The sequence below is a fragment of the Ktedonobacteraceae bacterium genome (genome assembly GCA_035653615.1).
Lineage (GTDB): Bacteria > Chloroflexota > Ktedonobacteria > Ktedonobacterales > Ktedonobacteraceae > DASRBN01.
In genome coordinates, this window is record DASRBN010000019.1 from 263,615 (window position 1) to 280,712 (window position 17,098).

The window sequence follows — 17,098 nt, forward strand, 5'->3', positions numbered from 1 at the left end:
TAACAGATCTGGCATTGTCGAATAAGTGACTTCGTGATATGCTTTTCATAGCAGTAGAATGATGGTTTATCGCCGTTGCCCCTACAGAGGCGATAAGACTAGGAGGTTATTTCGATTATGGCATCTTCTATCAGTCAGAAACCCCTTTGCCCGGTATGCAACCGGGCGGATCAAGTAAAAAAATTACAGACAGCCTACGAGGCAGGTGTTGAGCGACTCGCGCCGCCAGCATTGCCAGTAGGCAGCGTATCCATGCTCAAATATATGATAGCTGCGATACTCCTGGTTGGTATTGGTGTATTTTTTATTTTCGTCCTGGTTGGGTCAGAAACCACAGGGGAAGCCGCGAACCTGGCGCAGGTGATCATCACAATGATAGCTATCGTTGTGGCTCTGGTATTATCATTGATGGCTTTTCTACGGGTGGTAAAGGGTGATAACGAATCGACGCTATACCTGCCTGCATACGACCGCGCGATGGCGCATTATGACCGCCTGTATTACTGCGCGCGCGATAACGTGGTCTTTGACCCTGAGACGAACAAGACAGTAACGGATTCCGAATTGAGGACTCTGCTTACCATTGACAAAACGCCCATGGAACATCCATCCTCGTCATCGGCCACTCTCACCCATAAATAAATGTTTTCCTGGCAGAATCATTAGAGATTCTTCGCTGCGCTCAGCATGACAGGCCCCGGAAACAGCCAGGTGTCTCCGGGGCCTGTCATGCTGAGCGCAGCGAAGAATCTACAGGGTGAACAACTCTTTTACCGGACTCATGGTAAAAAGGCTGTTCACCTTGTTTCTATCCGCAGGCTCCATAGAAATACTTAGTACTAATTTACCACGCAGGTTGCTTGATTTTCTACAATCGATCAGCTATACTTGAGAATAGCAAGCGAGCGGTGAACTGTAAAGAGCCTGGCCAGTTCCCTCGGCCAGCGTGCTCCGTCCTCCCTGTAATGTGTCCCTTCTTAGATTGTCCCACCACGGGCGCTCCTCCACGCCCGCTTTCCCCCTTTCTACCGGGCTCCTTTGCGCGCTCGCCGCCAGATTTCTTCCTCCTTTTAGGGCTGGCGAATGCGCAAAAGGGGCCCTCCCCCTATTTTTCCTTCCTGTATGCTGAAGACAGAAGAAGATACAACATTGGATAGAGAAAGCTGTGGCAGCATCGAATATGCTCTTACAACTCGTCGCGCAACTACAACATGATCCCTCAATTGCCCATGGACGGCGGGTTTTGCTGGATTATACGCGTAAGAGCAGTGGCGCGCGCCTGGCCCTCCTGTTCCTGTTTCATAAGAAGCGCCATGTGCTTGCCCTTTTGGAGCGCAGCGGGCGCCCTCCGCATCATACTTTTCCTGGCAAAGATGCGATCATGGAACAGCAGGCCTCAGACAAGCTACGAAGTATTCAGGCGAATAAGAACGAATCTTATGGTATGCCGTCGTTAGTTCAAGGACATGCTGAACGTATTGAGATTCCCTTGAATGGACTCTTTGGCTCCGCTCTGAGTACGCCGGGACTGCAGTACATTCCAGATATGTATGGTGATCCGCGCACGCTTGAAGAGGAAAGGTACTGGGTATGGCGTGAGGGCCCTGGAATTGTTGGCGCCGTGGGCATAGGGCGAACAGCAGGCGATGCCCTGGGCGTACTCGTCCTCTGTTTTGGTCCGCAACAGCCAGCAATTGAGCTGAAAGCGCTTGAAGAAGGCGATTTACTCATCTGCATTTCGCTGCTATCCGCTTATCTCACCAGCTCTCAAGAAGCTAGCCTTGAGGGGGAAAAGCCATCGCTTCGCGATGTTGAATATCAACTATCAGGATCGATAAGTGCCCCCGCGCCCCATCATTCTGAGCGCAGCGAAGAATCTGAGGCGAGGGCCAGTGAGATTCTTCGCTACACTCAGAATGAGATGGGGGACTGCGCTCAGAATGAGATGGAGGACTGCGCTCAGAATGACAGGGCGCGGGGCGAAGAACAAGCGCGTGCTGTCGAAATACAAACTGCTATCGATCAGGAACGCAGCCGTATCGCTCGTGATCTGCACGATGGAGTAGCCCAGAATATCGCGCATGTGATTCACAGATTGGAACTGGTGCGGCGTATATACGAGCGGCAGCCGCAGGGCGCTCAGCGAGAACTGAGCAGGGCGCGTGATGTGCTGATCGATACACTGAAAGATTTGCGCCAGGGCATCTCATCACTGCTGCCGGCACAATTGCAGGAACAGGGTTTCGCGGCGGCTGTGCGAGGATTGTTGCACGAGTTCAGGCGAAACGAACCGGCGATCAAGGTTGATTACGAGATAGAAAATCTTGATATCTGCCCTCCCTCGTTGGAAGTGCCTGTATACCGCCTGGTGCAGGAGGCACTCAATAATGTGCGCAAGCACGCCAATGCCACGCATGTAACGATTCGCATTCGTGCGTTGACCGGTTTGCTCATTGTGCAGGTAAGCGATAATGGCATTGGCTTCAGCACCGGGCAGAAGACAGAAAGGGCTCCCAGGAAAGCCGCCACTTCTCGCTCTAAAAAAGACCTGCATGCCCAACCGGCAGCTGTCACCTTCGGCTTGAAAACAATGCAGGAGCGTGTGCGGCAGGCCGGCGGAATAGTAGAGATATCGAGTAAGCCTGGCAAAGGAACGACCGTGAAGGCCCGTTTCCCGCTTGGTGAGTCCTCGCGTATCCTGACAAGGCGCGAGCGAGAGGTGCTGCAATTGCTAGTCGAGGGAGCAACCAATCGCGCAATCGCGCAAAAGCTCTCGGTCAGCGTCGAGACGGTGAAATCGCACGTGCATCACATCATGCAGAAGATGCAGGTGAAGGATAGGACGCAGGCCGCGGTGGTGGCGACGAGGCAAAAGTGGCTGTAAGAAAGAGGATCAGGTTGAAAATGGAAATCCACTATATTGCTCAATCACACCATCAATCTGACGCATGATTTGGATCGTCTCCCTCAATATCTCAATGATCTGCCTGTACTCCATTATCTCATCATCCCCAAGTTTCCGTCCCAGGCGGTCTTTCAGCCATTTCTGGCAAACCTGGTAGCCACCGATGGAAAATGTCCACACTTCTACCGGCACATTTGCGAAATATTGGTCACCATTTATTCTGATGCGTCCTTTTGCTTCACGCTCACCGGTCTTATCACATTCGTAGCGCACCGTTTCAACAACATTGCTGCCTTGTGAGATTGATGGCCTATCCTCCTCTTTTTGAACATCCTCCATCAAATGCACACGAAGCAGCCTGCTGCCGAGATCGCATAATGTGCGGAAAAGATGAACGTTCGAGGTCAGAGGTACGCGAGGAAAATCCCGCTTGAGAAATGGCGCGTAACGTTCGCGATAGGCCGGGGAGTATAGTACAGCGTAGATATAGGCAAAGACATCTTCTGGCCCGAATGTTTGCTGTAAGTCACCACGTCCTTCGGATAGCCAGAGCATGCTTAAGCAGGACGATAGTTCTTCGATGAACTGCGGTGCCAGATTCACGTGGCGTTCTCCGCCAGGTGAATAGAGGTAAAGCGGGAAGAGATAGTTCCCACCACGACGGAAAAGGTTGAATTCAGTGATATGGCGCGTGCAGAATACAATGTCCCATGATTCTGGATGAATGACTTGTCCGGCTCGCCCAATCGCCAGCGCAATATTTCTTCCGTGCAGCATATGTCGCGTGACACGGTCGCGCCTGTGAACCGCGACAGAGCGATTGAAGACCGTCCAGCGTCTATCGAAAGGACGATAAAGAATCTCCACGATGTCCTGGCGCCAGTTCTCCTGCGCCAGTTCCTTTTTTGCGCGCTCATATTGCCACTGGTCTTGCGAGCAGAGACGGAAAAGTTGCCGTGCCTCGGCCTCCGTTCGCGTTGCCAGCAATCGCTCGACTTTTTGCGCGGCCTCATCTTTACTCCAGGATATCGCGAAATCATCGTGGCAGGTAATGATGCCGGGTGCAGGGGCGCCGCTCAATTGAAAGATAGCGGGGATGCTCCAACCCGCTTCATATTCCGTGAGATACTGGGTCTTTCGTGGCGCGAAGAGATAGTGCGGCTCGTCCGTTGGCATGATCGTCCATCTCGTGCTGGCGAGATCATTTTTTGCGAGCCAGTCGTACTTGCCGCCTACCAGTTTGGATTGGCCTTGCGCATCCAGTTGATACATTTCGCGCGTTCCCCACAGGTCGGCGTGATGTAGGACGGCAAAACTATTCTTTTGTTCTTCGCGCCATTTCACGAAGATACCGATGGCGACTCCCTGCTGAATATCAAAAACGTTTTCATCCTTTGAACCATCAGGGGAGCGTTCCTTTTTCTTGCTATTGCCATGCAGATCAAGGATGTAGATATCGTCGAATGCCTGCAGCAGGCTGCGGCGCATGCCTCGAAATGTGGGATTATCAAGATAGCTGTGATTCGTCACAAATGCGACAATGCCTCGCCCTGATTGCTCAACATACCACTGAGCAAGACGTATGAATTTTACATAGTCATCGCTGAGCCATTTCGCCTGCGCCGGTTTCTTCAGTTCAGGACAGCCATCCTTATATGCCTCTAGCTGAGAGGCAATCCACGTACCCTTGTTCATCGAATGCCCCGCGAACGGTGGATTGCCGAATACTACCATAATCGGAGCCTGTAGGGACAGCGGCTTGTCCCTGTCCCCTCGCTCGTAAATGGTTCCTTCCAGCGCATTACCGCGATAGATGTGCAGGTGTTCGCCATTTTCGAAACGATAGGCAAAATCATGGCGCTCGGCCTCCGGTAAATCGAGCGCGGCCAGTTGCCTGCTCAAGCTAAGGTGCGCGATCATATAGGGGGTCAGCAACAATTCGAAGCCCACCATACCCGGCAAGAGCTGCTTCCGCACATACTCTCGCCACATGTCAGCATTACCTGTATCGCGATATGGCTTTCGCATAAGGTCTATGGCAGTAGACAAAAAAGCGCCCGTGCCGCAGGCAGGGTCAAGTAGCAGCATTCGTGGCTCATCAGACAGAGGGAATGGGCCGCCCAAACCGTTGCGACGGCCAAAATGGGCACGTAGAAGGGTATCTACCGAGCGCACAATATAGGAGACGACGGGCCGCGGTGTATAGTAAACGCCGCGCTTACCACGTAATCGTGGATCATACTGCGCCAGGAACGTTTCATATGAGACCGGGGCTATTCGCTGGCCAGAGGAAAGATCGGGTTGAGAATACGCGGCGAAGAGTCCATAGGTGATTGCCTGGGCGTAGAGATCGGCGAAATCGGCTATCGACAGGCCCGGCTGTAACTCTCGTTTGCATGCCTCGAACAGGCTTTGTAGCATGCAGGAACTGGTGCCATTCTCAAAGAGAGTAATGATGTGTTCGCGCATTTTATGGGCGAGCGCGGCCATCTGCCCGGCCAATTTTTCCGCCGTGTTATAACTATCGTTTCCCTGCTCTTGTGAGGGGTTGCCTGCAAGCACCTGCAATCTCCTGCCAGTAATTTCATTTCCTCTAGTGTAGCGCCCGGCATGATCGATTGCAAGGGAAAGGGCGAGTCGTTGCCCCGTTGCACGACTCGCCCTTTTCTATAGCCGTCCCTGTAGGAACAGGTCTGGTACCTGTCCTGCACCCCTTAACGCGGGCAGGCACCAGGCGCCGTTCCTACTACGATTTACTCTTGATGCCGCCAATGAACTCCTGGTCATTGCCGGTACGAGTATCCGTCCAGACGGCATACAGGTTCTTGCCGGCCCAGTAGTTGCCGGTGTAGTCGCCAATGAACGAGCCTCCGAAACCATCATTATTCGGATTGGAGGGCTTGGAGGCGAGCTGGTAGTTCGTCCCGAAGGTGGCTCCGCCGTCAGTTGAGAGCGCCCCAAATTCCTCGTAGGAAAGGTTACTCTTGTCGTTGCGGCGGTCCATCCAGGAGACGCCAATAACGCCGGTTGCGCTGACGGTCAGCCAGGGGAAGAACTCGTCGTTGGCCGCGTTCGTCACACGTACCGGCGCGCCCCAGGTAGTCCCACCGTTAGTGGAGGTGGCGACTTCCACCTGCATCTGGCTGCCGGTCCAGTTGTAGAACACTGCGTAGAGGTTGCCTTTGTGACTGCCGCCACTGTTGTCGATATCAATGGCGGGGATATTGCTGACGCGCTCGCGAGTGTTGGGGATGTTACCATAGTAGGCGCAGCTGCAGCTATCGGGAACCAGCTGGACCTGGGCAATGGTGACCGGGCTACTCCAGGTGTTGCCACCATCAGTCGATTTGGACACCAGTTCGTTGACTTTCGTGCCACCGCAGTCACCAGCCGGGCCGCTGGTCAGGCAGCGCATCCAACTGACGTAGACGGTGCCATCTTTACCAATCGCCAGGTCGCTGAACTGGTCAAGATTGGGCAGGTTCTGCACTGTGTCTACCTGCACGGTCTTCCAGGTGTTGCCGCCATCATCCGAATGCGACACCGAGATCGCATCCCCGGTCTCGCTCGAATTGAACTGCGTCACAGAAATGTAGATGGCATTGGCAAATGGGCTGCTGGAGTTGTCATCGATCTGCATCCAGTCCTTGTCGGTCAGGCCGCCGGAGAAGAGCGGCTTCACAGCAGGGGCGGGAGCGCTCCAGGTCTGACCGTTATTGCTGGACTTCTGGAACACAATGTCGCTGCCATCGGGTGTACCCGTATCGATACCGCCGATGTAGGAGTTGCCATTCAGGTCGTAGCCAACCGTCGGATCGCCATCGCCTGAACCACCGGCATAGCTCTGCATGCAGAAGGTAGACCACTTCTTGCCGCCATCGGTCGAACTATAGAAGCCCTGGATATTGGGGCAGTTATAGTCGTTCGCACCGGTCAGCAGGTCCTTATTGTTCTTGGGATTGGCCGCGATCGGCGTTTCGTTGGCGGGCCGTCCACCCTCCGAAACCTGCCTGTCTTTGAACGCGCAAGGGGCAGGTTTGCACTTGAGATCGGTTGAGATATCCCCTCCGGAAGCACCACCCTTGAGGTGGATGGTCCCATTGCGGATGCCCTGCGCGATCAGAACGCTCGTTGAAACGGGGCTATTTGGCAGCTTGAAGCCAGGATTAGCGTTACTTTGCGCGCTGACCGGCGCCGCGAAAGCCACCAGCAGGAGCATTCCGATGAACAGAGGGGCCCCCAGGACACTGATGATTTTTTTCATGTGGTTTTGTTTCCTCCAAATACCTGTCTATCATTGATAGACAATTGGACACAAGGACAAACAATCTCTACTATAAATGTGGGGGCCACCAGCAGGGGTGATGCCATAATTAGATGGCAAGACCTTTTCTCTACCCTCAAGCGAAGCATACATACGGGGCTGGTATGCAAGATGTTTCACCGGGCTGGCATGATGATACCTGGCATAAAAGAACATGCGGGTAGCTCTAGAGCCTTTAAGTGAAACAAGGGTAATTTGATGCCACGAGGTACGTTGAGCAGGCTTCCTACTATCCTGATACCTCGCGCTGCCCGATAGCCCCCACTATCATAGTCACTACGTATTCGGAAACACGGTTTTTTAGGCACCCTTCTCGCACAATACAATGGGCGAGAAAACTATTCGTTCCCATTAGATGTGTTCTCTACATAGAAAAGTATAACCTGTAAAATTTCAAAAGTAAAGGGAAGCAGAGGTTTTTTCTGGTGGAGATGAGGAACTTTAAGCCGATGGTGGGACTCGAACCCGCGACCTGGCGATTACAAATCGCCTGCTCTACCAGCTGAGCTACATCGGCACAAAATTAGCATATCATAGTTGTCAAGATTGGCTTTTCTCAAACCTGGCGGTCGTAATACAAAATGCGCCCGCAGTTGCTGCATGTCTGGAGTTCTGAACTGGTGCGCACACGCTGCATTTCGCTGGGAGTGAGGATGACGCGGCACCACTGGCAGGAGTTCTGCTCGACCCTGGAGATGGCCCGTCCCTGTTTCGAGCGGCGCAAGGCTTCGTAGCGTTTGAGGAGTTCAGCATCTACAGCAGCTGCGAGCTGCGCGCGCTTTGCTTGTAGCTCCTGGCGTTTTGTCTCCAATTGGTCGCGACGTAGCAGTCCCGCGGCATTACTCCTGGCCCATTCTTCCTCTGCCTTGCGCAGCGCATCCATTGCGTGGTCCGTTGTTTCTTGCAGCGTTTCCGCGGCTTCCATGATTTCAAGCGCTATTTCTTCCTGGCGGCTTTGCTGGGCTCGCAGGTGCTGTACTTCTTGCTGCAAGGTAGCGAGTTCCTTGGGATTCGTAATACTGCCACTATAGAGGCGCTGTTCTTGCGTATTCAAGCGCCGGTTCAACTCCTCAAGCGTCCATTCTGCATCTTTCTGCGCTTGTAGACCGGCGCGAAGCTCCTGTTCGGCCCTGGTATGATCCATACGCAATTTCTTCAACTGCGTATTTGCCTGTAACGTGGTTGCCAGGGCCTGTTGTTCAGCAACCAGGCGTTCCAATTCGAGATCAAGTTGCTGTAACTGGTAGAGTGTGGCGGCACTTTGTGTCGTGCTCATGAATAGACGATCTCCTTTCCGAGCGACCGACGAAGCGTGGTGGGGTCCGGCTTTTATTGTACCTTCGCAAGAGGATAAGCGCAAGAGAAAAACCCTGGCGCTTATCTATAAGTGACGGGAGATTCTGAGCGAAGCGAAGAATCTCCTCGGCTTTTTCGTTCCGCACTCCTGGCCTTGTCTGCTTATGCGTAATCACTAGAAACACTAACCTGCTCTTTCACGTTTTTTGGATTGCTATCGCAAACTCTTTACGCGAGTATATACTAAGAGAAAGTTTGATTTGAGGAAGGAGAGTCTAGATGCAGATCATTCGCTGGCAAGAAGCCACCTTGCCCGAGGAACAGGTATTACGCAAACGCATGCAGCAGGAGGGATTGTCTCCGTACTCGTGGTCGAATGCTCCCGGTGATACGTATGCCGTTCATAGCCATACATATGAAAAAGTGTTGTACTGCGTGCGCGGCTCCATCCGCTTCATACTTCCGGATCTACCTGAGGCAGAGCGCGCCATCGATCTTTTCCCCGGTGATTGCATGATTCTGCCAGCGGGGACGCGTCACAGCGCCGAAGTTGGCCCGAAAGGTGTCGTGTGCCTGGAGGCTACGCGCCAGGTCACAGGTCTTCGATAGCGGTTTCACTTAGCTGTAGCACGAGACGACAGAAATGCAGCATGGCGGCGGCCGCCTCTATATAAGCGGCCTCGCTCGCTGCCGCCTGCTCTGTGACCATAGCACGCCGTCGCAGCGCGCGCAACACCACCATTACATCGTCTTTGAGGGTTTCATCCAGGTCTCCGCGCTGCATCAGACGGATGACCTGGCGTACAATCGAGTCTACTTCACGGCGCATCAAGCTGAGATCGGTTAGCCACGCCTCGTCGTCTTCATCCTCATCTTCGACATCTCCAACATCGTTGAGCCTGTCGATATCAGCAGTATCCTCAGTATCGCCAAAAATAAGAGCTTCGTTTGCTTGCGACCGGCGTTTGATATTCCGCCACACAGATTTACTTGCCGGCCGGCGGTGCGTTCTGGGTTCTTCTTGCGTGACCCCTAGCTCTTGTAACAACTCGGCCAGTTCATGTTCCCAGCCAGGCATAGAAGTACCCTCCTTTAAAGTGGACGGACGAATTGAAATGCGTTACATTCTACTCCGTTGCGTCCCTGCGGTCGAAATAACTGCCACGAATGGTCCACTTCCTCACAGGCAGTGTAACACAGTGTTCCATCCTTGTAAATGGTGTTGAGCACAATGAATTTTTCAACACCAAAGAAGAGGAAGGACGAGGGGATGGACAACAATAGAGTTTGACAAATTACCATGGCAACCGGGAGCCGGTAATGAGTTTTAACCCAATAAACCGTCGAAGGGCGCGGGCCGGTAGTGCATTTGACAAAATAATCGAGCGATGGACGAAAGGCCGATCAATCGGCGATGGGCACGATGAATCGACCCCTACGAGCCGTAGGGGCCGATTCATGCGGCCAGTCTTCTGGTGTTTCAACTTGCCTACAGAATAGGGAGATGGGGAAGAATGCCCATGAAAGTAGAAACGATCAGCGCGGCCACGAGTAAGAGCGTGAAGTAGATTTCGATTTTGAGCGTCTCGCGCATGACAAGATGAAAGCCAGTCGTGGCCTGTGTGCGTATAGCTCCCGTCAGCGCCACCATCGCCAGCGGTAGCGTCCATAAAACGATCAACAGCAGATGCGGTGCGCCACGTGGCACTGCTAAGGCAATCACCGGGGCGTAAGCTCCAAACAGCAACACTACATACAGCGCCCGGCTCCATTTAAGCCCCAGGATGTAGGCCAGGGTATGTTTGCCGGCCTGAGAATCGCTTTCAATATCGCGCATATCATTGCTAAGGATGATTGCGGCCGCCAGTAGACCGAGGGGGAGACTATACAGCAGCGCCGTCCGGCTCACCTGGCCGGTCTGCACCACATAAGATGCCAGGACGAGTAGAGGGCCAAAGATGCAGAAACTTACCAGTTCGCCCAATGCCAACGAAGACAAAGCCCGCGCGGTAGCACTGTAGAAATACGCGCAGAGCGCGCCTATCACCAGAAATACCAGGAAGAGAAGGCCTGCTGCACTGGCCACGACTATGCCCAGCGCCGTTCCTACAATGAGGGAAGCCAACCCCAGGGAGAGAACTCGCCTGGGATTAAGTAGCGCCTGTTGAATCAATCCACCCGGACCTAGAGAATTACTTCTATCAATGCCCCGGATGTGATCGTAATAATCGTTGACCAGGTGAGCGCCTGCTTGTAGCAGCAAGACTGCTATCAGCAAGACGACGAAGCGCAAGGGATGAAAGGTTCCTCGAGGAATATGAGTAGAGATGCTCTGTGTCCATGCCAGCACGCTTCCTAAAATAACCGGGAGCAGCGAGAGCGGCAGGTAGCCAGGACGAATGCCTTCCCACCATAACTGCAGCCATTCTCCGATGCCGCGGCGATACTCCGACGGTTGAACAACCAGCGGAGCAGGCATAACCCTCGCAGCGTCTGAGTCTACAGCATGCACGGAAACTTCGGGCTGCAGGGTGCTGAGCGTCTGCAGTGATCCTAATGGGATGGTAGGAACCTCTTCAGCCTGTACCGCGTCCGCGGTGACAATATGAGAAGAAGTAGTAGATGAAGCCGAGTTTACCCTGATTGTTTTTGCTTCCTGGTCGAGGGTATCCTTGTTCTGAGATTGATGATCGCTTTGCATACGCCCCCCTTCTGGCGTAGAAATGTGTAGAGTATGATAGATGTATGTATTGAAATAAAAATAGGTCTCCTGAGTACTGGATGCATAGGAAGAGTCTACCGTTGTAAGGGCGTACCCTTGTAGTCGCCCTCTTCCTCGTCTCCTGGGTATCGGATGCATAGGAAGAGTATACCTTCTACCATGTAAGACGTGCTAGAAGAGAAAAAAGTTCCAGTATGATTACTTTCCTCCCCATTCGCGCAGCAATCCTGGCACTTCGGCAAGATGAGTGACCACGGCTGTGGGAATAATATGCTCCGCTTTGGGCCATGGATAATCCGTCTGCTTCCACACGCCGCGCATACCGGCTCCCAGGGAACCGCCAATATCGTCTATCATGCGATCCCCCACCATGACACAGGCGGCAGATTCTACGGCAAGGCGCGCTGCGACTTCGAGAAATACGGACGGATGTGGTTTAGAGTGTGGCAAATCCGAGGTGTAAACCATCTCATCGAACAGCCCGCTCAGACCGTGGGCGGCAAGGTCGGCATTGTGCCATTCGGCTGCCCACCAGGTATTCGAGAGCAATCCGATGCGATATCCGCGTTCCCGCAGCAGCAGCAACGTCTCGCGCGCATCAGGAAAAACCTCCGCCCAGCCATCGACCGCGCGGGCGTACCCATCGAGAGCGGCCAGTATCTCTGCTTCAGAGGCGTGCAGACCGAGCAGGCGAAATCCCTCGCTGATCAACGAAGAGGGAGGGCCGCTCCATTGCTCGGAGACCACGCGCCGCCAGTGTGCCTGTTCGGCCTCGCACATCGCCTGAATATAGGCATCACGTTCGGGCCAATGGTTGCCGGGGGCGCTGGCAACGAGCTGATCGTAGGATTGTCCCCAACTGCGGATCACGCCCTCCTCCCAATCGGGCCAATCCAGCAGCGTACCACCTAAATCGAAAATCACGGCGCGTGGCACGGTCATATGTTGCATACCTCCTATCTGCTTCTATCACAAAGTTCATCAGGAGAGGCCATATGCAACAGTATAACATGGGGTACAAACCAGGGAGTGCTTCTTATTCGGATATGCCTCGACGTACTTTCGCCAGCGCTTGCTCAATCGTGCCGGTGAAGTAGAATGCCTCTACAGGCACATCACCATAACGGCCCTCTAGCAGTTCCTTGCAGCCTTGTAAGGTGCCGGAGAGCGGGACAAATTCGCCTGGGATATCCGTAAATGCCTCGGCTACAAAGAAAGGCTGGGTCAGAAATTTCTGCACGCGCTGCGCCCGGCCCACCATCTGCTCATCTCCTGCTGAGCCTTGTGATGAGCCATAACGTTGCAGCAACTCTCGTACCTGTCGCGCTATTTGTTTATGCTCCTCAGTGAGGGGAGACGAGTCGTCGTCCATGGCTCCAGGGCGAGGCAAGCCGTCGCCTCTACTGAGTAAATGAGAGGTTGATGCTATGCGGTCTACGGCGGGCCAGATATCCTGTTTCGCCAGTTCGCGGCGAAAAAAGATGCGCGTATCCGGGATAATCGATGCATCATTTTCTTCGTCACCAGGCGCGTTGCCCTCCTCTTCTTCGCGAGTGAGGAAGAGCGCGATCAATCCATGTTCCTGAACCGCACGCTTTAGTGCATTCAGCATTGGCCCGCCTGCCCTGGCCACGATATTTTTATCGACCACGAACATTACTTCGTGTCCCTGCTTGCGAAGCTCGCGGGCAATCGTCAACGCGGTGCGAAGGATGCGCTCAAGAACTTGCTGCGCATCGCTCATTTGCTCGAAGACGACCACCAATTTCTGCCTGTCCGATAGTTCTTCGAGCGGCGCCATCAGTTCACTGGCTCCGTACAAGCTTTCATCCATACCGGCACCCACTACATAGCCATCGTAGTGCGTTGTGAGGTTATGGATTATCTCTTGCTGCACCACGACTTTTCCGACGCCCGGCATGCTATGCATCGCAGTAATGCCACCCCGGGGCATAGGTGCGAGCAGATCAACAACCTTGATGCCTGTCTCAAACATCGAAACTGGCGTAACTCCACCCTTCGTTTCGCCTGTCCTGAAATCATACAACGGCAAACGAGCCGGCGCGTAGATTGCTCCACGACCATCGATTGGCTCGCCCTGGCTGTTGATTACACGTCCCAGCAGGTGTTCGACATCCGCAATCATTGTATCGTTATTCATGATAGTTCCTTTCCTGCATGACTATATTGCTGCAACATGAGAGCTACCTCGCGCTGACCTCTCGCAAGCGCCCAATCCAGAGGCGTCCGGCCCAATTCGTCGCGGGCTTCGAGATTTGCCCCTTTTTCCAGCAGCAATTGTACAATTGCTCCATGCCCGTTGATTGCTGCCCAGTGCAGCGGAGTGCGACCTGCGCGGCTCTGCGCGTTTACCTGCGCCCGGTTGTCGGGCAACAGCGCGGCGATATCACTATAGCCTTTCATGGCCGCGAGATGCAATGGAGCCAGCCCATTGGCAATGGTAGCATTGACGTTCGCGCCTCGCGCCAATAATAGCTGCACCATGCCGGTATGGTGTCCTAAAATCGCGTTGTACATTGGTGTAAGACCACTGCGTGTCGTGGCATTCACATCAGCCCCGTAATCGATGAGCAGTTCGGCAATAGAAACATTTCCGCGTTCTGCCGTCGCGTGCAGGGCAGTATTTCCGCCCGGTATCACGATCTGGTAGCGCAGCGTGGCCGTTACATCCCAGCCCATCTTCATCGTCACAAGCGTCGGGTCGCGTTCGATCTGCGCCTTGACAGCATCAAAGTCGCCACGGCGAATGTTGATGAACAGCAGTATCTTGTCGGGATAGTGCCGCGAGGAGCCTGTTTGCTGCCCATGTAGAGTATCGCGTACTTCATCCATCAGGCGCTCCTTCAGCCTTTTGCGGGCGTCGTACAGTCTTTTTTTGACGGTAGTAATGGGTATTTCTAAGAAGACGGAGATGTCTTTGAGCGTGTAGTCACCGGCGTAGAAAAGCAGCGTGACGATGCGCTCGCCTTCGGGAAGCGTCTCTATCGCACCGCGCACGAAATCCTGCATCTCGGAATGTTCGGCCAGGTGCGCCGGATTCAGATGCTCCAGCGCGATATCAAAAGGCATTGCAGGCTCGAGCGGTACGGTTGTGATGTGCTTGCCGCGCACTACTCTATCTCCCTGTTTGAAGACGATGCGCCGGAACCAACCAGGGAAGGCAGCAGGTTCGCGCAATTTCGGCAGGTTCAGGTACGCCTCGATAAAGGCCTCTTGCGCCACATCCTCGGCCAGTTGCGCGTCTTCCAGCATGGCGTATGCCAGTGTGAAAGCCATGCCCTGGAAACGCCGCACGATTCGTGCGAAGGCATCCAGGTCTCCATTTTGAGCGGCTATCACCAGCAATGGTAGTGCTTCCATAGTTGATCCTGTTCAGAGAAATTGGAGGGCGACCACAAGGGTACGCTCTTACATCTTCTATTCTAAAGTCCCAGGTTTGTCGCAAAAGGTTACTGTAGGGACAGCCGCTGTCCCTACAGCACGGGGTGGGATATCACCCGATTTGGTCATCAAAATTTGTCAGAAAGCGATCAGAGAATGGATAGTTATACCCTTACCCTCTTGAAGGTTGTGTGATATGCTTTTGATAGAGAGACGCCGGAGTCTTTGTTGGCATTCCAGAGAAGGAAGGAACCGCTATCCTATGGTAAAGAATATGGCTCCCCATAAGGCGAAACGCGCGCCCGGAGAGAGCGTGTACGAGCGCTATTTGCGTACAGAAGAACTCCTCTCGCTGCAGAAACCCGAGAGCGAGCTGGCTCATCATGATGAGTTACAGTTCCAGGTGGTTCACCAGGTGTTCGAGTTGTGGTGGAAAGAGTCGGCCTTCGAGCTGCGCACCATCCGCACATTGCTCCAGCAGTTCAATATACCCCCGGCACTGCGCCTGATGGAGCGCGTAATCAAGACGCAACACCTGATGCTGGCTAATCTGCGCATGTTGGAGACGATGACGCCCTGGGATTTCCATGGCTTCCGCAAGGTGCTGGGCGATGGCGCGGGCACGGACTCACCCGGCTTTCATGCATTGATGACCATTTCGCCGCTCTTATGGGATGATTTTGTCGCGCTGCTCGAACACGAGCATGTCACACTGCCAGAAGTATATATTCACGCGGATAAGTATCCGCTGCTGATGGCGCTGGCCGAGGCGCTGACCGATTACGACGAGGTTTTCCAGATGTTCCGCACCCAGCATTTCAAGCTGGCACGGCGCATGATCGGCCCAGGCTCAGTCGGCACCGGTGGCACCCCGATGGAACTTCTCGAACTTACCCTGAAAGATGTCTTCTACCCCGAATTGTGGGAGGTGCGCAACCAGTTGACGAAGATCGCCGATGAGCAGGGATTGAGATAGTCAAATCTGGTTGAACAGGCAATCTTTGCCCTGCGGATAAAAATTGCCTGTTCAACCAGATTTGACTATTCACCTAGCTTCTGCAAGAAGCTGGCTACGCTGCGAATGCCCTTGTAAAACTGGGAAAGCGAGTATTTTTCATTAGGCGCGTGCAGGTTATCGTCCGGCAGGCCAAAGCCCATCATGACGACAGAGGCGCGCAAGATTTCGTAGAACAGCGCCGCGATGGGGATGGAGCCACCTTCGCGCAAGAAAATCGGCTCTTTGCCGTATACTTCCTTCAGCGCGCTCGCCGCCGCCTGGATGGGCGCGCTATCCGCCGGGAATAGCACGCCTTCACCGCCGTGTACATTCTGAACGGAAACCTGGACTCCCGCCGGGGCCAGTTCTTTCACCCGCCGCTCGAAGAGCGTAAAGACTTCGTCCGATTTCAAATCGGCGGGCAGGCGCAGGCTGATCTTGGCTTTGGCGACGGCGGGAATGACCGTCTTAGCGCCCTCGCCCGTGAAGCCACCGCTGATGCCATGCACCTCTAACGTCGGGCGGGCAGCAATGCGCTCCATGGGGGGATATTCGTTCTCACCTGAGAATTGTGAGACCCCCATCTCTTCGAGCAGCGATTCATTAATATGCAGCGGGTCGTTCTGCCAGAATTCCTTTTCCGCCTGTGTCGGTTGGCGCACCTTGTCGTACAGACCTGGAATATGGATATGCCCCTGGGCATCTTTGAGGCCGCTGATGATCAACGCCAGCGCGTGCAGGGGATTGGGAGCCACACCGCCAAATTCGCCCGAGTGCAGGTCGCGCTTCGCCCCGCGCACCTCGACCTCGGTATAGACGATGCCGCGCAGCCCATTGACGAGCGCTGGAATGTCCTTGGAGGGCATGCCGGTATCGCAAATAAAAGCCACATCGCACTGCAAGCGCTCAGGATGGGTCCTGACATAGTGGTCAATGGATTCGCCGCCGGCCTCTTCCTCGCCCTCGATCAACACTTTAACGTTGACCGGCAGTTTGCCATTGACGGCCATCAACGATTCAAGGGCTTTGAATACCAGCATGGTCTGCCCCTTGTCATCGCATGCCCCGCGTGCGTACAGATTATCGCCGCGAATGGTTGGCTCAAACGGCGGCGTGTTCCATAATTCGATAGGATCAACCGGCTGCACGTCATAATGTCCATAAATCAGAACAGTGGGCTTGCCGGGCGCCATGAGCCATTCGCCATAGATGAGCGGATGATGCTGTGTCTGAATTACCTCGACGTTGTCAAAACCAATGCCGCGCAGCTGATTCGCACCATATTCTGCCGCGCGCCGGATATCACCGGCATATTCTGGCAGCGTGCTGATGCTGGGGATGCGCAGCCAGCCTTTCAGATCGTCCAGAAACCGCGCTTCATGCTCGGTTATATAGCTTTCTAATTGCGTCATAGAGAGTATCCTTTCTTTTCTTTAAGCATACGCCCGTAGC

General features: G+C 54.0%; 13 protein-coding genes and 1 tRNA gene. 4 read left to right on the top strand and 10 right to left on the bottom strand.

Annotated elements, in window-relative coordinates; genetic code table 11:
• Window positions 1–117 precede the first annotated feature (117 nt).
• Both VFA09_10975 and VFA09_10980 read left to right on the top strand, forming a co-directional pair.
• Window positions 118–642, top strand: a complete 525-nt coding sequence (locus VFA09_10975) for a hypothetical protein (protein HZU67788.1) — start codon at window positions 118–120, stop codon at window positions 640–642.
• Between the two features lie 523 nt (window positions 643–1,165).
• On the top strand, window positions 1,166–2,884 hold the full coding sequence (locus VFA09_10980) for a LuxR C-terminal-related transcriptional regulator (GenBank protein ID HZU67789.1): 1,719 nt from the start codon (window positions 1,166–1,168) through the stop codon (window positions 2,882–2,884).
• Between the two features lie 9 nt (window positions 2,885–2,893).
• Here VFA09_10980 and VFA09_10985 read toward each other — a convergent pair whose 3' ends face one another.
• The 4 genes from VFA09_10985 to VFA09_11000 all read right to left on the bottom strand — a co-directional run bounded on the left by VFA09_10985 (window position 2,894) and on the right by VFA09_11000 (window position 8,505).
• Entirely contained in the window at window positions 2,894–5,467 is a 2,574-nt protein-coding gene (locus VFA09_10985; protein ID HZU67790.1) for a type ISP restriction/modification enzyme, read from the bottom strand.
• Between the two features lie 184 nt (window positions 5,468–5,651).
• Window positions 5,652–7,169 carry a sialidase family protein gene (locus VFA09_10990; GenBank protein HZU67791.1) on the bottom strand — a complete coding sequence of 506 codons (1,518 nt, stop codon included), beginning with the start codon at window positions 7,167–7,169 and terminating at the stop codon, window positions 5,652–5,654.
• Window positions 7,170–7,673: 504 nt separating this feature from the next.
• Window positions 7,674–7,746: transfer RNA gene (locus tag VFA09_10995), tRNA-Thr, on the bottom strand.
• A gap of 39 nt (window positions 7,747–7,785) precedes the next feature.
• Window positions 7,786–8,505 carry a C4-type zinc ribbon domain-containing protein gene (locus VFA09_11000; GenBank protein HZU67792.1) on the bottom strand — a complete coding sequence of 240 codons (720 nt, stop codon included), beginning with the start codon at window positions 8,503–8,505 and terminating at the stop codon, window positions 7,786–7,788.
• Window positions 8,506–8,804: 299 nt separating this feature from the next.
• On the opposite strand from VFA09_11000, the gene VFA09_11005 reads away from it, so the two are divergent.
• Window positions 8,805–9,134 (top strand): cupin domain-containing protein, encoded by a 330-nt coding sequence (locus VFA09_11005; protein ID HZU67793.1) that lies wholly within the window; start codon window positions 8,805–8,807, stop codon window positions 9,132–9,134.
• Here the strand turns inward: VFA09_11005 and VFA09_11010 are convergent.
• The 5 genes from VFA09_11010 to VFA09_11030 all read right to left on the bottom strand — a co-directional run bounded on the left by VFA09_11010 (window position 9,118) and on the right by VFA09_11030 (window position 14,628).
• Entirely contained in the window at window positions 9,118–9,603 is a 486-nt protein-coding gene (locus VFA09_11010) for a hypothetical protein (protein ID HZU67794.1), read from the bottom strand. The genes VFA09_11005 and VFA09_11010 overlap by 17 nt on opposite strands.
• Window positions 9,604–10,014: 411 nt before the next feature.
• Window positions 10,015–11,226 (bottom strand): 1,4-dihydroxy-2-naphthoate octaprenyltransferase, encoded by a 1,212-nt coding sequence (menA, locus tag VFA09_11015; protein HZU67795.1) that lies wholly within the window; start codon window positions 11,224–11,226, stop codon window positions 10,015–10,017.
• Between the two features lie 219 nt (window positions 11,227–11,445).
• The gene (locus tag VFA09_11020; GenBank protein HZU67796.1) at window positions 11,446–12,198 is read right to left on the bottom strand and encodes an HAD family hydrolase; all 753 of its coding nucleotides are present in this window, start codon (window positions 12,196–12,198) and stop codon (window positions 11,446–11,448) included.
• Window positions 12,199–12,283: 85 nt separating this feature from the next.
• Complete coding sequence (locus tag VFA09_11025; GenBank protein HZU67797.1) at window positions 12,284–13,408, bottom strand: hypothetical protein; 1,125 nt, start codon at window positions 13,406–13,408, stop codon at window positions 12,284–12,286.
• The gene (locus VFA09_11030; protein HZU67798.1) at window positions 13,405–14,628 is read right to left on the bottom strand and encodes a sigma-70 family RNA polymerase sigma factor; all 1,224 of its coding nucleotides are present in this window, start codon (window positions 14,626–14,628) and stop codon (window positions 13,405–13,407) included. The genes VFA09_11025 and VFA09_11030 overlap by 4 nt, the downstream gene beginning before the upstream one ends.
• 283 nt (window positions 14,629–14,911) lie before the next feature.
• Between VFA09_11030 and VFA09_11035 the strand changes: the two genes are divergently transcribed.
• Window positions 14,912–15,625 (top strand): tryptophan 2,3-dioxygenase family protein, encoded by a 714-nt coding sequence (locus tag VFA09_11035; protein HZU67799.1) that lies wholly within the window; start codon window positions 14,912–14,914, stop codon window positions 15,623–15,625.
• Window positions 15,626–15,690: 65 nt separating this feature from the next.
• Here the strand turns inward: VFA09_11035 and VFA09_11040 are convergent, their stop codons facing one another.
• Entirely contained in the window at window positions 15,691–17,058 is a 1,368-nt protein-coding gene (locus tag VFA09_11040; GenBank protein HZU67800.1) for a dipeptidase, read from the bottom strand.
• Window positions 17,059–17,098 lie beyond the last annotated feature (40 nt).

What these genes read in the sequence shown, in the direction of transcription:
- VFA09_10975 (HZU67788.1), top strand. Translation starts at nt 118, where the DNA reads ATGGCATCTTCTATCAGTCAGAAACCCCTTTGCCCGGTATGCAACCGG.
- VFA09_10990 (HZU67791.1), bottom strand. Translation starts at nt 7,169, where the DNA reads ATGAAAAAAATCATCAGTGTCCTGGGGGCCCCTCTGTTCATCGGAATG.
- VFA09_11000 (HZU67792.1), bottom strand. Translation starts at nt 8,505, where the DNA reads ATGAGCACGACACAAAGTGCCGCCACACTCTACCAGTTACAGCAACTT.
- VFA09_11005 (HZU67793.1), top strand. Translation starts at nt 8,805, where the DNA reads ATGCAGATCATTCGCTGGCAAGAAGCCACCTTGCCCGAGGAACAGGTA.
- VFA09_11010 (HZU67794.1), bottom strand. Translation starts at nt 9,603, where the DNA reads ATGCCTGGCTGGGAACATGAACTGGCCGAGTTGTTACAAGAGCTAGGG.
- menA (HZU67795.1), bottom strand. Translation starts at nt 11,226, where the DNA reads ATGCAAAGCGATCATCAATCTCAGAACAAGGATACCCTCGACCAGGAA.
- VFA09_11020 (HZU67796.1), bottom strand. Translation starts at nt 12,198, where the DNA reads ATGCAACATATGACCGTGCCACGCGCCGTGATTTTCGATTTAGGTGGT.
- VFA09_11025 (HZU67797.1), bottom strand. Translation starts at nt 13,408, where the DNA reads ATGAATAACGATACAATGATTGCGGATGTCGAACACCTGCTGGGACGT.
- VFA09_11030 (HZU67798.1), bottom strand. Translation starts at nt 14,628, where the DNA reads ATGGAAGCACTACCATTGCTGGTGATAGCCGCTCAAAATGGAGACCTG.
- VFA09_11035 (HZU67799.1), top strand. Translation starts at nt 14,912, where the DNA reads ATGGTAAAGAATATGGCTCCCCATAAGGCGAAACGCGCGCCCGGAGAG.
- VFA09_11040 (HZU67800.1), bottom strand. Translation starts at nt 17,058, where the DNA reads ATGACGCAATTAGAAAGCTATATAACCGAGCATGAAGCGCGGTTTCTG.